The sequence below is a fragment of the Roseofilum acuticapitatum BLCC-M154 genome (genome assembly GCF_030068475.1).
GTDB lineage: Bacteria > Cyanobacteriota > Cyanobacteriia > Cyanobacteriales > Desertifilaceae > Roseofilum > Roseofilum acuticapitatum.
On the sequence record NZ_JAQOSP010000022.1, the window covers coordinates 1 to 15,137 of the forward strand.

Annotated in this window: 13 protein-coding genes; 9 read left to right on the top strand and 4 right to left on the bottom strand. The window is 46.0% G+C overall.

The window, feature by feature from the left end:
• The first annotated feature begins 256 nt into the window (after positions 1-256).
• From PMG71_RS03390 to PMG71_RS03410, 5 genes are all read left to right on the top strand, one after another.
• Positions 257-1,267: a coiled-coil domain-containing protein gene (locus PMG71_RS03390; protein ID WP_283752236.1), complete on the top strand. Its 1,011-nt coding sequence runs from the start codon at positions 257-259 to the stop codon at positions 1,265-1,267.
• A gap of 193 nt (positions 1,268-1,460) precedes the next feature.
• Positions 1,461-2,429, top strand: coding sequence for a hypothetical protein (locus PMG71_RS03395; RefSeq protein WP_283752237.1), 969 nt, complete (start codon positions 1,461-1,463; stop codon positions 2,427-2,429).
• A gap of 170 nt (positions 2,430-2,599) precedes the next feature.
• On the top strand, positions 2,600-3,223 hold the full coding sequence (locus tag PMG71_RS03400) for a type I restriction enzyme HsdR N-terminal domain-containing protein (RefSeq protein ID WP_283752238.1): 624 nt from the start codon (positions 2,600-2,602) through the stop codon (positions 3,221-3,223).
• A 42-nt stretch (positions 3,224-3,265) separates the two neighbouring features.
• Positions 3,266-4,540 (top strand): hypothetical protein, encoded by a 1,275-nt coding sequence (locus PMG71_RS03405; protein ID WP_283752239.1) that lies wholly within the window; start codon positions 3,266-3,268, stop codon positions 4,538-4,540.
• A 68-nt stretch (positions 4,541-4,608) separates the two neighbouring features.
• Positions 4,609-5,220 carry a chorismate lyase gene (locus tag PMG71_RS03410; RefSeq protein ID WP_347179192.1) on the top strand — a complete coding sequence of 204 codons (612 nt, stop codon included), beginning with the start codon at positions 4,609-4,611 and terminating at the stop codon, positions 5,218-5,220.
• Positions 5,221-5,243: 23 nt separating this feature from the next.
• Here the strand turns inward: PMG71_RS03410 and PMG71_RS03415 are convergent, their stop codons facing one another.
• From PMG71_RS03415 to PMG71_RS03425, 3 genes are all read right to left on the bottom strand, one after another.
• Positions 5,244-5,744, bottom strand: coding sequence for a hypothetical protein (locus PMG71_RS03415; protein WP_283752241.1), 501 nt, complete (start codon positions 5,742-5,744; stop codon positions 5,244-5,246).
• 83 nt (positions 5,745-5,827) lie between these two features.
• Entirely contained in the window at positions 5,828-6,235 is a 408-nt protein-coding gene (locus PMG71_RS03420) for a YtxH domain-containing protein (RefSeq protein ID WP_283752242.1), read from the bottom strand.
• Positions 6,236-6,338: 103 nt separating this feature from the next.
• Positions 6,339-6,653, bottom strand: coding sequence for a hypothetical protein (locus PMG71_RS03425; protein ID WP_283752243.1), 315 nt, complete (start codon positions 6,651-6,653; stop codon positions 6,339-6,341).
• A 163-nt stretch (positions 6,654-6,816) separates the two neighbouring features.
• Here PMG71_RS03425 and PMG71_RS03430 point away from each other — a divergent pair, with 163 nt between their 5' ends.
• Positions 6,817-9,018 carry an S-layer homology domain-containing protein gene (locus tag PMG71_RS03430; RefSeq protein ID WP_283752244.1) on the top strand — a complete coding sequence of 734 codons (2,202 nt, stop codon included), beginning with the start codon at positions 6,817-6,819 and terminating at the stop codon, positions 9,016-9,018.
• Between the two features lie 169 nt (positions 9,019-9,187).
• On the opposite strand, the gene PMG71_RS03435 is transcribed toward PMG71_RS03430, so the two are convergent.
• On the bottom strand, positions 9,188-9,337 hold the full coding sequence (locus PMG71_RS03435; RefSeq protein ID WP_283752245.1) for a hypothetical protein: 150 nt from the start codon (positions 9,335-9,337) through the stop codon (positions 9,188-9,190).
• Positions 9,338-9,592: 255 nt separating this feature from the next.
• On the opposite strand from PMG71_RS03435, the gene thyD reads away from it, so the two are divergent.
• The 3 genes from thyD (at position 9,593) to PMG71_RS03450 (ending at position 15,116) form a co-directional block, all read left to right on the top strand.
• Positions 9,593-10,501 (top strand): thylakoid membrane protein ThyD, encoded by a 909-nt coding sequence (thyD, locus tag PMG71_RS03440; RefSeq protein WP_283752246.1) that lies wholly within the window; start codon positions 9,593-9,595, stop codon positions 10,499-10,501.
• A 133-nt stretch (positions 10,502-10,634) separates the two neighbouring features.
• Positions 10,635-13,868 (top strand): ATP-binding protein, encoded by a 3,234-nt coding sequence (locus PMG71_RS03445; RefSeq protein WP_283752247.1) that lies wholly within the window; start codon positions 10,635-10,637, stop codon positions 13,866-13,868.
• 30 nt (positions 13,869-13,898) lie between these two features.
• Positions 13,899-15,116, top strand: a complete 1,218-nt coding sequence (locus tag PMG71_RS03450) for a cation:proton antiporter domain-containing protein (protein ID WP_283752248.1) — start codon at positions 13,899-13,901, stop codon at positions 15,114-15,116.
• Positions 15,117-15,137: the final 21 nt, after the last annotated feature.

The window sequence follows — 15,137 nt, forward strand, 5'->3', positions numbered from 1 at the left end:
CAGCGCAAAGCGCTGTATCGGTGGACAGTAGGAAAAGATCCCCCCTTGCCCCCCTTAAAAAGGGGGGAATAGGAAAGTCCCCCTTTTTAAGGGGGATTTAGGGGGATCAAGATGTCCCACATAACAGCGAAAACTGCTGTATCTAGGCGATCGCAAAGACCCAGTATTGTGATCTTTTGTAACATTTAAGGCTTGTTCGTTAAAGCACCATGATAGAGTGGTAACTGAGGAATACACTACAGTCCGAGTTACAATCATGGAAGAATTTGGATTAACCCTACCCCAAACCCAACTGATGTATAGCCTAGAGTACAATTTGGTACTCACGGATATTAAACTAGAGGAGAACAAAGATAAAAAGCGGTTAAAAATTACTTGGTTGGAAAAATGGCGAGATTCGATGAATCTGATCTTGCAAAATCATAAACAGGTGAGTCCATCTATGGATGTTACCTTGGGATTAATCACTAATTTTGACGAGTTGAAAGTCAAGGCTAGAGAACAAGCTCAAGAGGTTGAGCATAAATTTTCCTTCTATTTAATTTTATTAGAAACCACTCTATTTACCCCCTATTATCCTATCTTTGGAGATGCCAGAGATAATCAGTTTAAGGGGTTAAAGTTTGCGGATCAAAACCTAATTGAAGAAAAACTCAAATCTTTTGCTCGACTGCTCAAGCTCGATTCCGAATGTATTAAACGGTTTCAATCTCACTACAAAGACGCGGTGAGCGGAATTAAGGGAGGGTTTAATCCCTGGATCACGGGAGCAGTGGGAGCGGTGGTTTTAGCGGCGGTTGCTGCATTAGGAACGCCAATTATTGCGGGTATTCTTGCCCCGATCGTCGCCCCCGGTTTGTCAGGAGCGGCGGCAGTGACCTCGGTATTGGCGTTTTTAGGTGGAGGGGCGATCGCCGCAGGAGGCTTAGGAATGGCAGGCGGTGCTGCCGTTATCGCTGGGGGTGGAGCCATTTTGGGCGCAGGTACAGGGGTAGGAATGGGGTCATTATTAGCCCAATCTCCCACCACTGCCATTAACCAAGCCGCCAAGTTAGAAGTGGTGATGAAAGAGCTAATTTTTGTGCAAAAAGATATCCGGTTAGCCCAAGAAATCATCAAAGAGCAACGGCAAGGTATTCGCGCCCTAGAGGATGAACGGGATGAATTGATGTACAACAAGCAGGAAAACGAGGAGAAAATTAAAAAGTTAGAAGAAGCTTTAGATTACTTGAAACGAGCCTTACAGCGCAATCAAGAATTGTTGTGATGTGCCCTCATCCCCCTAGCAAAAGTCCCTCTCCCGTGGGAGAGGGATTTAGGGAGAGGGGAAAACGCCCTCATCCCCCTACCCCCTTCTCCCAATGGGAGAAGGGGAGAAAAAGTCCCTCTCCCGTGGGAGAGGGATTTAGGGAGAGGGCAACCCCCTCTCAATTGTGATTCACCCCATTTAAGGTACAGTCATGCAGGAATTTGGATTAACCCCATCCCAAACCCAACTGATGTATAGCTTGCAGTACAATCTGGTACTCACGGATATTAATGTCGAGGGAAATACCAGCAAAAAACGGTTAAAAAGCTCTTGGTTGGAACAATGGCAAGATTCGATTGGCGAGGTGCAATTAATAACTGATTTTGAAGAATTGAAACTCAGGATTCAGGAAGAGAGCCAAGCCACAGAGAATCAATTATCCCTCTATTTAATTCTCTTAGAATCCACACTCTTTACTCCCTACTATCCAATTTTTGATAACAGCAAAGATAGGGACTTACAGCTTAAGTGTATCAAGGTTAATCGTAAAGTCACGGAAGAAAAACTGAGAACATTTGCCCAACTCTTTAACCTCGATCCTGGATGTATTGAACGTTTTCAGGCTCACTACAAAGACGCGGTTGAAGGGATCATCGGGGGATTTAATCCCTGGGTTACCGGTACAATAGGCGCGGTGGTTTTAGCTGCGGTTGCTGCATTGGGAACGCCCATTATTGCGGGTATTCTCGCCCCCATGATTGCCCCTGGTTTGTCAGGAGCGGCGGCAGTGACCTCGGTATTGGCGTTTTTGGGTGGAGGGGCGATCGCCGCAGGAGGCTTAGGAATGGCAGGCGGTGCTGCCGTTATCGCTGGGGGTGGAGCCATTTTAGGCGCAGGTACAGGGGTAGGAATGGGGTCATTATTAGCCCAATCTCCCACCACTGCCATTAACCAAGCCGCCAAGCTAGAAGTAGTGATGAAAGAGCTAATTTTTGTGCAAAAAGATATCCGGTTAGCCCAAGAAATCATCAAAGAACAACGGCAAGGCATTCGCGCATTAGAAGATGAACGGGATGAATTAATGTACAACAAGCAAGAGAACGAGGAGAAAATTAAAAAGTTAGAAGAAGCTTTAGATTACTTGAAACGAGCATTACAGCGCAATCAAGAATTGTTGTGATCTACCCTCATCCCCCTACCCCCTTCTCCCGTGGGAGAAGGGGAGAAAAAGTCCCTCTCCCGTGGGAGAGGGATTTAGGGAGAGGGGAAAACACCCTAGATTACTTGAAACGAGCCTTACAGCGCAATCAAGAATTATTGTGATCTGCCCCCATTCCCCCATTGCTCACTATGACTCAAACCCTTTCTGCACAAGAAATTACCCTGGGAACCCTCAAAGAAACCTTGGGATTACAAGTTGCTAAAAATAGTAACTTCTTTACCGAATGGTCGGAAAAACTTCCTTCCTTAACCGACATAGAGCAGCAGACACTCGATCGCGTCAAAGCCAATTTTCAAGACTTAATGGACGATCCCCCATTACTGGAAAACACAGTTAAAATGGTGATCCTAGCTCCCTTACTCGATTGTGCTGGCTTTTACCGTCGTCCCTTTCGGATAGAAACAGAAACCAGCATCGAAATTGAGCTAAAAGACGAAGAAATCATCATTCGAGGCAGAATAGATATTCTCGTCGTTAAAAACCGATTGTGGCTGGTTGTCATTGAATCCAAACGCAGTGATTTTGCCGTAACTCGTGCCATTCCCCAAACCTTAAGCTATATGTTAGGCAACCCAGAAGCTCCACACCCCACATTTGGTATGATTACCAATGGCAATGAATTTCTCTTTCTCAAAGCTTCTCATACTCCCACAGTCCAATACAGAACCTCTAAACTATTCTCTTTGATTAATCCCCAAAATGAACTGTATGAAGTTCTAGGTATCCTGAAGCGTTTAAGCCAAGCTTTCTAGTCAATCTAGTCTTTTTTGGAGCTAATTTATCCGGGTAAGATTATGTCAGACTTATTTAACTTCAAAGATCAATTTTCTGAATCCCATCAGAAAATGTCAGACATCCATCAAGACTTCAAGACTCTTCGCCAGAGTCAACAGCAAGACTCTCAACGATTGGATAAAGTTGAGCAGGAAATCCAAGAAATTGCCCAACTTTTAGGGGTTTCCGTCGATGAAATCTTAGCCCAAAACTCTGCTAAACCTGCCCCCATTAAAAAAGCCACTTGGGACGATCAATTTTTTCTCAATAATCCTCTGGTTCCCCTGGAAGAGCGGGTAAAAAAAGAGGTGCTGAAAAAACCGGATTTATTGCCGCCCCTTTCTCAACTCGATTATGCCGTGGTGGGAATAACCGGTTTAGTGGCAGCGCTCCTAGATTTCTTCGTGGTAGCCATTCCCAAAGAGATCAATTATTTAGGCAAATATCAGCAAAAGGGCAGTCAATTTACCGGATGGTTGAGAACCTTGGGAATGGATGAGGGCAAGTTACACCCGTTTTTGCAATGGTGCGAAAAGGTGTGTAAGGTTCCCTATGATAAAAGTTTTTCTTCAGATATTCCTGGTTTACGCCCAACAACTCATCGCTTACTGAGTTTAGGTCATGATCCTTTATTCGGGTTGATTTTTGGCACATTTGATATCTTAAATGGTTCCCTGACGGCGTTTGATACCGAAGGCAACTTAAGAATTATTAAAACCTGGACTATGGCCGAGGAAAATAAAATTTTTGCTCCCTTAATTTGGTTGGGTCATATTGTTTCTGATATGTGTACATCGATGGGAATTCCGATTCCCGGATGGGGGTTTACTCAGCTCTTGCAATTTGGCTCGATTGGCCCTAAAAATATGACGATCGCCCAAACAGCCAACTGGATGTATGTTAATGGCTATGATTTGCGCCATCTACTCACCCTTTCTATACCCGTGGCAACCATCGAGCTAGTCATTCGCAGCTATGATTATTTGTCCACGCTCCAGCTAGAACCCTCTGGATTAAACCCTTCTAGGGCTTATGGACAAATCGAGAAGATTCAAGCCAAACTGAAGCTGAATAAAATGTTACTGCTCTCGCGGGCGATCGCCGTCAGTGGCAATGGCTTAAAAGTGTTCACCTATGGGGGAAATCCCCTAGCGGTGAACGTCACTCAATGGCAGTTTCTGATTAAAGATAGTGTAGCCATAGTGCAAGGGATGATGCGCGACAGAACTCCAGAACAGCTCGTCAGAAATCGTCAGCAAATCAACCTCACTTGGCATGAAATTCTTAATCCTTAACCCCTTTACCAACCGATAGCGCTATCATAAAACTGAGGAAACGTTAAGTTATGTGAAGAGCCTTGACTATAACTGCCCAATCTCAAACCCTAACCCCAGTAACCCCGGCTTGGTCTCCCTTGCATCCCCTATGGCAAGGCGATGAAACCGCCATCCAAACCGGACTGCCCCACGAACAACTCTCTCCAGCTTGGCAAATTCTCTTACTAGGGGACGGTTCGCCGACTCGTCATTTGCAATTACTAACCCGCGAACCGACGGAAGTCGATGTCATTGATATGTCCCCCATCGGCATGAATCCCGATGATGCTCCTACCCAAATTTCAGCCATTCCCGGCCCCAGATTAAGGCGACAAGTTTGGCTGAGAACTGCATCAGGACAACGGTTAGCCTATGCCACCTCTTGGTGGGAAGCCAGCCATGTAGATGACTATTTACAAAATCGTTCTTTACCCATTTGGGCCAGTTTAGCTCGATTGCGAACCGAATTATATCGGGATATTCAAGGCTTATATTATGGCCATTCCCCAGCCTTAGAAGAAGCCTTTGAGCAACCGGGGCCATTTTGGGGTCGTCATTATCTATTTTGGCATCATGGACGGCCATTTACGTTAATTTATGAGGTATTTTCGCCCTATTTAATTCAGTATTTGGGGCCAACGGCTTGTGAGACCGGTTGATGTAAATCTAGGATAGGAAAACCTTAACGATCCTGGTCGGTGGGAATGAGGGGAGAATCCGATCGCCGAGGCAGTTTGCGTCTAGTGCTTCCATGGCGTTGAGTATCATTTGGGGGAAGGGAAGGACGTTCGGAATTGGCGATCGCCTCTCCCTTTTTCGAGGGTTGTTTAAATTGTTTCCAAGCCACTTTCAGACCCGTAAACACACTCTTTGTCGTTACTTTCACCCCTTTCGCTTGTTCGCGAGCCGTTTCAATGCCCCGATCAAGTTGTTTAGCTACTTTTGAAGCCCGTTGAACACCCTCAGACACATCATCCGTCAGGTCACTAATTTCCATACCCGTCAAACGGATAGATTCCAAAGTAGGGGGCAATTCCCGACTTAAGGTATCAAACAACTTTTCCGCCGAGCGAGCCGCTCTCGCCAATTCCTTAACGGCAGGCACTGCAACAACTAACACGGCAGTTAAACTAACCGCGACCAAGAGAATAGATAATCCTAACCAAAACAGGGGGTCAATCACGAATAAAAGAGACGTTGGGTCAAAGGAGGGCGTAAGAACATTATCTTCAGTTTACCTGTGCAATGGGATTGCCGAAGATTAATTCAGAGAGTCTTCCCTTCAGTTGTCGTTTCCGATCCATTAAACCCCTGAGCCAAAGATGGATCAACATCCGGATCGATCTCCTCCGCTTCCTTTGCCAAAGGACGAGCCGAAGCTTTCCCCATATCTTGCTCGCGTAACCCTGCCTCCACTCCCGCAGCGATCGCCTCCCGCAGTCGAGTCAGGGTATCCTCCCAGCCATCTTTCGTCGATGCTCCCAGGCGATCGGCCTGAAATTGAACGCTTGTCGAAATATCTTCCGCTAAATCCGGCAGTGCAGCAACCGACTTTTTCAAAATCTTCCGAGTCTGTTGTCCGCTACGGGGAGCCATCAAAATACCCGTCACCACTCCCATTGCTGTCCCCAACAACAAACCCCCAATAAACCGTCCCGATTGATTATTAGACATATCCTTGCCAGTATCCTCGTCAGACTACACCACAAACAACCCAGCTATTCCTTGGCATAACCTAGGATCAAAACCCTAGTACGCTCCTTTCTTACCCCATATCTTAACTAACCTGGCGCTGATGTCTAGAGCGTCTGCGCCAAATTCCCAAAACTAAACTTAAAATCGATAAGACTTTTTCCACTTGGGCCCATTGTTGAGCCAACAGAGCATAGCGTTGTCTTGCCCATCGAGTCCCCCGTTGTCCTCGGATAATTCGCTCCGGAGCATGGAAGAGAATGCGATCGCTACGCTTTTCTGCCATAATCAACACATCTGCAATGCGGGCTAATCGCTTCCTTAATCGGCCAATACGCCAAGCCAACCACAGACAAAACACAGAAATTAGTAAATTGAAACAAATAACGGTAGTCACCATATTAAATTTGAGTTGAGATCCTTCACATTCATCCACTCGTTACCAGATTAGCGCTCGCCAACCCCAAAGCGCGATCGCCCCTGTAGAATGGCCATATTCACCCTAGACTATCCCTGAATCGATAGTCTGTACTCCATTAACTGTACTCTTTAACCTGACACCTATGAGCATCCTCTATGTCAATCCGGCAACGGGTAATGATAGCAACTCTGGTGCGTCTAGCGCTCCGTTCAAAACCATTAGTCGCGCTCTGCAAAATGTCCCCTCTGGAACCACCATTCAACTCTCAGCAGGCACTTATAATACGACCAGTGGGGAAGTTTTTCCCCTAACCGTTCCCTCTGGTGTCACTCTTTTAGGCAATGAAGCCAACAAAGGCCAAGGCATTACCCTTGATGGAGGAGGCAGTTATCTTAGCCCCACCTTTGCCGGACAAAATATTACCCTCAGACTCAACACCAATTCCCAACTAAGAGGAGTAACCGTAACCAATCCTCTCACCCGTGGAACGGGCGTTTGGATTGAATCGGCTGCTCCCATTATTGCTAATAATACGTTTACTCGCTCCAAGCGCGAAGGAGTCTTTGCTACAGGAAGCGCCAATCCTGTAATTCAGGGGAATATATTCCAATTAAATGATGCCAATGGCATTTCCATGGCCAAAAATTCTAAAGGGGAAATTCGCAGTAATGTCTGCGACCAAACGGGTTATGGAATTGCCGTCAGTGATGATGCTGCACCGGTCATTATTAGTAATCGCCTCAGTAATAATCGGGCGGGAATTGTGGCTTCTAATCGCTCCCGTCCAGTGCTGCGGCAAAATGTGCTTGAAAATAATACAGAAGATGGTTTAACCGTTATTTCCCAATCAGTTCCCGATTTGGGTAGCGCCCAAGATCCCGGTGGTAATATCTTTCAGGGGAATGGGGAATACGATCTGCAAAATGCCACGACAACGGCCTTAATTTCTGCGGGCAATCAACTCAATCCGAATCGGGTGAAGGGGTTAATTGAGTTTATTGCTAGTGATGTGATTACTCCACCCCCGACTCCCACGCCAACGCCAACCCCGACTCCTACGCCAACGCCAACTCCAACTCCTGGGCCAAGTCCCACCCCAACGCCAACCCCAACGCCAACCCCGACTCCCACCCCAACACCAACCCCGACTCCCACCCCAACGCCAGTCCAATTGCGGGATGTGGCGGGTCATTGGGCACAAGAGTTTATTGAAACGTTGGTCAGTAAGGGGGTGATTAGTGGATTCCCGGATGGTACATTCCGCCCCAATAATAATCTCACCCGTGCTGAGTATGCGGCTCTGTTGGCGAAGGCGTTTAATTTGCCTTATAAACGCGCTGCGATCGCGTTTTTGGATATTTCTAGTCGGTTTTGGGGAGCAGCCGCGATCGCCAAAAGCTCTCAGATGGGCTTTTTATCCGGCTATCCCGATGGTACATTTCGCCCCAGTCGCAATTTAACGCGCACGGAGGCAATTGTCGCTTTAATTAGTGGCTTAGAATTAACCGGTGGCGATAGTAGCGCCTTGTTTGTATTCCGCGATCGCACTACTATTCCCAGTTATGCCACCACCAAAGTAGCCACAGCAACCGTTAAAGGCATGATCGTCAATTATCCCGACCTCGGACTCCTCAATCCTCGCCGAGATATCACCCGTGCAGAAATGGCGGCTATTCTCTATCAATCTTTAGTCGCAACCGGAGAAGCCAATCCGATTAATTCTCGCTATATTGTCCCCGGTACGGGCACATCCTCTAATACCACCGATTCCTTTACCGATTTGGTCGGTCACTGGGCCCAGCCCTTCATTACCGGGTTATTAGAACAAGAGTTAATTAGCGGCTTCCAAGATGGCACATTCCGGCCCGATAGTTCCATTAATCGCGCCCAATATGCCGCTCTATTGGTCAAAGTGTTTAATCCCCAACCCAAACGGGATGCCGTGAATTTTAAAGATGTACCCGCCGATTTTTGGGCAGCCAGTGTCATTCAACAGGCCTATCGAGGGGGCTTTTTATCGGGAGTTTCCGCCGATACGTTTAATCCCAGTGCCAATGTGAGGCGATCGGATGTGTTGGTTTCCCTAGTCAATGGCTTAGATTTAGGGGTTGCCCCCTCGGCTGCTTTGAGTATTTTTGAAGACCGAGATCAGATTCCCAGCTACGCACAAGGGGCGATCGCCAAAGCCTTGCAAAAGCTCTTAGTGATCAATTATCCCAACGTCAACCGCTTGCGACCCAATGACGAAGCCACCCGTGCCGAAACCGCAGCCATGATTTATCAAGCCCTAGTGGATGCCGGACGGGTAAGCGCCATTACCTCCAGTCAGGTCGCATCTACTTAGGGAATAGGGAATGGGGAATGGGGAATAGGGAATAGGGAATAGGGAATGGGGAATAGGGAATAGGCAAAAGGCAAAAGGCAAAAGGCAATCCTCCCCATCTCCCCATCCCCCCATCTCCCCATCTCTCCATCTCTCCATCTCCCCATCTCCCCATCTCCCCATCTCTCCATCACCGGCCAAAGGACAAATAACTAAGGGGATTAGAAGAAGGATTCGCCTCCACTGCTGGCCGATTAAGGGGTACAAGCCAACAGAGTCCGGCGATCGCCATCAATAAACATAAAATTGATATGGGATGAATATTAAGTGTAGAGTTCATAGTTTAGCTCCCCTAAATCGGTAGATTTTTGATATCTCACTCCCCTAGAAACAACTCAATTGAGTTGAGCAACTTCAATTAAATAATCTCTATTTTAAACTGTATATGCTCTGGTGTCCTCCGATTTTTTACGGTTTTTAAACTGGGCTATGTTTCATCTCTTCCTTAAAATGAGTCCATACACTAATTACCCTCCGTGACTTACAATGACTACACCAGAACAGTGTTGATGTTATTAATTGTGCATTTAACCTTATGAAAATAGCAGTCACAGGAGCAACCGGATTTGTAGGACTAGCCCTTGTCCAACGGCTAATAGCGGAAAACGAGCAAGTTTTAGTCTTAACTCGCAATCCCGATAAAGCCAAACGCATCTGGCCCTCTGGGGTCGAAATTGTCGGCTATTCCGTGACTGAGGGAGGAGAATGGCAAAGTCAAATTGCCGGATGTGATGGTGTAGTGAATTTAGCAGGCGCACCCATTGCCGAAGAACGCTGGACAGCCGATCGCAAGAAAATCTTGCGCCAGAGTCGGATTTTGGGGACTCAAAAACTGGTGGAAGCCATTGGTGCAGTTGACCCCAAACCTCAAGTATTGGTGAATACTTCGGCTATTGGCTATTACGGAACCAGTGAAACGGCTGAGTTTGACGAAACCTCTCCAGCAGGAGATGATTTTCTCGCTCAATTGTGTGTGGAATGGGAACAAAGCGCCGAAGCGGTCACCGAATATGGAGTCAGGTCAGTCATCTTAAGATTTGGCATTGTGGTGGGAGATGGGGGCGCAGTTGCCAAAATGATTCCCCCCTTTAAAATGTTTGCCGGTGGCCCGATTGGTAGCGGTCAACAGTGGTTTTCTTGGATCGATCTTGATGATTTAGTCAGCCTAATTCTGTTTGCTCTGCGTCAACCGCAAATGCAAGGCACATTTAACGCTACTGCACCCAACCCAGTGCGGATGAACGATTTGGCGACAACCCTGGGAACTATTCTCAATCGACCCAGTTGGTTACCCGTACCCAGTTTTGTCTTAGATGCGCTCTTAGGAGATGGGGCAAAAGTCGTGTTAGAGGGACAAAGAGTTTTACCGAAAAAAACCTTAGATGCTGGGTTTGAGTTTAAATACTCCACTCTGAAAGAAGCTTTAGAAAAAATACTGAAATAGTATAGTCATGAAATGCTAAAATAACCAAACCGAATGGAAGAGATGACCCCAAGTGAACATTCCCCAAAGCGATCGCGCAGAAGTTAACCTGGGGGCTTATCTCTGTTCAACCTATAGTTTCTCCTGTTAATCTATGGTCTTCCAGTCTAATCGCTGGTCTCAAGTGCTGCAACGGCTGCCTTTACGAGCAGTTTTAATTGTGCCGTTTGTTGTGCAATTGGGGATCGTAGTGGGGTTAGTGGGTTATTTATCTTATCGGAGTGCCCATAAGAGTATCGATCATCTGGGTCAACAATTAATGGAAGATAGAGCTTCTAAAGTTCAGCTCTATCTTTTAAGTGAACTCTCTAGCCTATACCAAATTAACCGCATAAATATTGATGCCGTCCAAAACAATCAACTCGATCTCAATAATTTAGACGAAGTGGTGTCCCATTTCTTGGTGCAATTGCAACAATTTCCTTCTGTCACTACCTTAATGTTAGGCTTGCCACAAGGACAATTTCGGATCATTCACCGTAGCACGGTTCAACCGGGAAGGATTGAATTGGGGTATTCTAATCCAGAGAAACTGGATGAATTTAGGGTTGATTTTATTAGTGAAGAGGGCGATCGCCAGGAAAACCTAGAAGTATTATATCCTTTCCCCGTCCAGGAACGACCCTGGTATCAGGCAGCAGAGCGCGATCGCGCCCCCGGCTGGACAGAACCCTTTCAGATCGGCCAAGATCCCGTCCTCGCCATCAATGCTTATGCCCCCTTCTACACCGAAAATCAACAACTCAGGGGCGTATTTTCCGTTAACTTAAGCCTAAAAGGCCTGCAACAATTCCTGCAATCTCTACCCATTTGTCAAGGCTGTCGCGTTATTCTGCTCGATCGCCAAGGACAACTAATTGCCAGTTCCACCCCCGATCCTCCCTTTCAAGTCACCCTAGATACCACAGCAGCAGAACCCAAGCACATCTTTAAACGCATCACCCCCAGCGAAAGTAGCGATCCGATTGTAGCGGCTGTGGAAGGGCTGCTAGAACCCAAAAAGCCCATGAACTCCGGCGATGTCCTCTATCGTCAGTTCACCGTCGCCCCCTCCACCGGAGAAAGACCAGAAAAGTATAGAGTTTATCTCCAAGAATTAAGAATCTCAGAGTTACAGAAAAATATTGAAGGTCATCTCTTTCTTCCCCAACTGCCTAGGGGTTGGCAAGTAGGAATGATCGTTCCTGAAGCTGAATTTATGGGCCAGATTCAAGCCACTACTCACCGAACCATTGCCCTGTGTATCTTAGCTCTAGTGCTATCCATCGGCTTCAGTTTCCTTACCGCTCGTTGGATGGTATATCCTCTAATTCGTTTACAAAACAGTAGTCAAAACATTGCTGCGGGTAACCTAGATACCCCGGTAACCATCGCCGGGATTGGTGTAGTACATCGCTTGACCGATAGCTTTAGTCAGATGCAACAACAACTGCAAACATCCTTCCAAACCATTGCGGAAAAAGAACATGAACTGACTCTGATTATGAACAGCTTACCTTTGGGGGTAGCGGTCTTTGATCCTCAAGGCAAACTGATTTTAATCAATCCCAAGGGCCAAGAAATTTTACGGGGACAGACTCCAGAGACTCCCCTGAGAGACATGAATCAAGCCTACTCGGTTTATCGAGCAGGAACTTCAACCCTTTACCCTTCAGACGAACTGCCCCTAGTTCGGGCTATCCAGGGAGAAAATGCCTACGCCGATGACCTGGAACTGAGAATTGATGGGGTGCAAATTCCCCTAGAAGTCCACACGGCTCCCATCCGCAACCTAGAAGGAGAAGTCATTTATGCCATTAATGTCTTTCAAGAAATCAGCGATCGCAAACAAGCGGAAGCCCTAGTCAAAAACTATAACCTAATCCTAGAAAAACAAGTCAGCGATCGCACCAGACAACTCTATCAAGCCAACACCGAGCTAAAAAACGCCAAACAAGCCGCCGAAAAAGCCAACCAAGCCAAAAGCGAATTTATCGCCAACATGAGCCATGAATTGCGTACCCCCCTCAACGCCATTCTCGGTTATCCTACCCTCTTACAAAACAGTCCTCACTTGAGCAAACAAGACCGGCATTATCTGCACCTCATCAATAAAAGTGGAACCTATTTACTCAGTTTAATTAATCAAATTCTCGATTTTTCTAAAATTGAAGCCGGTCGTTTATCTCTAGACCTAAGTTCTGTTAATCTTCATCACCTGATTGAAGAAATCCAGACCATGTTTGACTTCAAAGCCAGAGCCAAAGAGTTACAGCTAGAAGTCCATCTAGACTCCGATCTCCCAACTATCATTGAAACCGATCAAATTAAACTCCAACAAATCCTAGTTAATCTCCTCAACAATGCTATTAAATTCACCTCTGTAGGATCGGTCAGTTTGACCGTAAAAAAACTCTCTCAAAAACAGATCCAATTCATCGTTGCTGATACAGGAGTAGGCATTGCCCCCGAAGAACTCGAACAAGTATTTCAACCCTTTGTACAAACAGAAAGTGGTCGTCATAGTCGAGAAGGAACCGGTTTAGGTTTAACCCTCAGTCAAAAATTTGTAGAGATGCTTGGCTCTACTTTAAGCGTAGAAAGTAAGCTGAGTAAGGGCACTCAATTTCAATTTGAACTGCCTATCCAAGAAGCTTTCAATACTCCTGCCTCTGATATCTCATCCTCTAGCCAGGCGATCCGGTTAGCAGCCGATCAACCCATCTTCCGTATTTTAATCGCTGATGATAATGAAACTAACCGATTCTTATTAGTTTCCCTCCTGAAAGAATGGGGGTTTGAAGTACGGGAAGCTCAAGATGGAGAAGAAGCGCTTAAAATGTGGGAAACCTGGCAACCCCACCTTATTTTTATGGATATGAGGATGCCGAATATGACCGGAGAAGAAGCGACAAAAGAGATTAGAAAAACAGTCGGAAATTTGACCCCTGTGATTATTGCCCTCACTGCTAGTGCCTTCGATCATCAAAAGGAAGCTATTCTTGCTACTGGCTGCGATCGGATTATTTCTAAACCGTTTCGGACGGTTGAAATTAGCCAGATTTTAGAAAATTATCTGGGTGTGGAATTTACTTATCAGGAAAAATCGGAAATACTAGCCTACGATCCAAACTATCTAAATGAAAGCGATTTAGAAAATATCTCGAATCAATGGCTGGAGCAATTAGAAAATTCCGTGACGATGGGAATGCCTGATGAGATGGATGAAATTATTGAAAAATTAGGCCCTGAACATGAGAGAGTCTCTCGGTTTTTGCAAGCCTTAGTCGATGATTTTGAGTTTAAAAAAATCCTGGATTGGATTACAAAGAATAAGAAGACTGAGTGAAATCACGATCGTTTAAAAAGGACTTAACTGATGTTACTTCAATTAGCCTTAATTATCCTAGTTGCGCTGATTTTATATTATCTATTTATCCAGATGAAAATGCCTGGGTTACTGGGGCTAGTGACTACTGGATTAATGATTGGGCCCAGCTTCCTGAATTGGGTCGATGAACCTGTTTTAGAGCTGTTGAAAGAGTTTAAGACAGTGGCGTTAATTGTGATTCTGATTCGCGCTGGTTTAGGGATTAATCGAGCTACTTTGAATACGATTGGGGGGCCAGCCATTCGTTTGAGTTGTATTCCCGGAATTATTGAGGGAACAGTTATTTTATTGTTGTCCCATGTTCTCTTGAATTTAACCTGGATTGAAGGGGGAATGCTGGGATTTATTTTAGCGGCTGTGTCTCCAGCAGTGGTTGTCCCCTCGATGCTAGAATTGAAAGATGCGGGTTGGGGAAAACATAAGGAAGTCCCAACTTTAGTGTTAGCTGGTGCATCGGCGGATGATGTATTTGCGATTACTCTTTTTGGGGTTTTTGTCGGTTTGGCAACCGGTGAATCTTTGAATCTTACCCATATATTGGTGAGTGTTCCCCTGGGGATTTTTGTTGGGGTAGCGATAGGAGTGGGGATTGGGTTGGGTTTAGTTGGGTTCTTTAAGCGTTATCATATCCGAGATACGAAAAAGGTAATTATCTTTACGATGATTGCGGTTTTGTTTTATGAATTTACGGAACTCGATGCGGTGAAAAATGCCATTCCGATCGCCGGTTTGTTGGGAATTATGGCGATCGGCTTTGTGATCCTAGAAAAATATGATACTCTCGCCCATCGCCTAGCCGCCAAGTTTGGTAAGGTTTGGGTGTTAGCAGAAATTCTCTTATTTGTCTATATTGGCACGCAAGTAGATGTGAATCAAATCAGTATGGAAGTGTTGGGAATGGGGGTGTTGATTCTGTTTGTGGGTTTAATCGCTCGCAGTTTGGGGGTTTGGCTGTCCTTACTCAAGTGCCATTTAAATACTAAAGAAAAGATCTTTTGCATGATTGCTTATTGGCCCAAAGCCACGGTACAAGCGGCGATTGGTGCAGTACCCCTGAGTTTGTTTTATGACGGTAAAATGACTTCGATGACGGAAGCTACGGGACAAATGATTTTGGCGATCGCCGTTTTGAGTATCATTATCACAGCTCCCCTAGGGGCGATCGGTATCCAATGGAGCGGCCCCAAACTCCTGAGCAAACCGTAATGGGGGGATGGGGGGATGGGG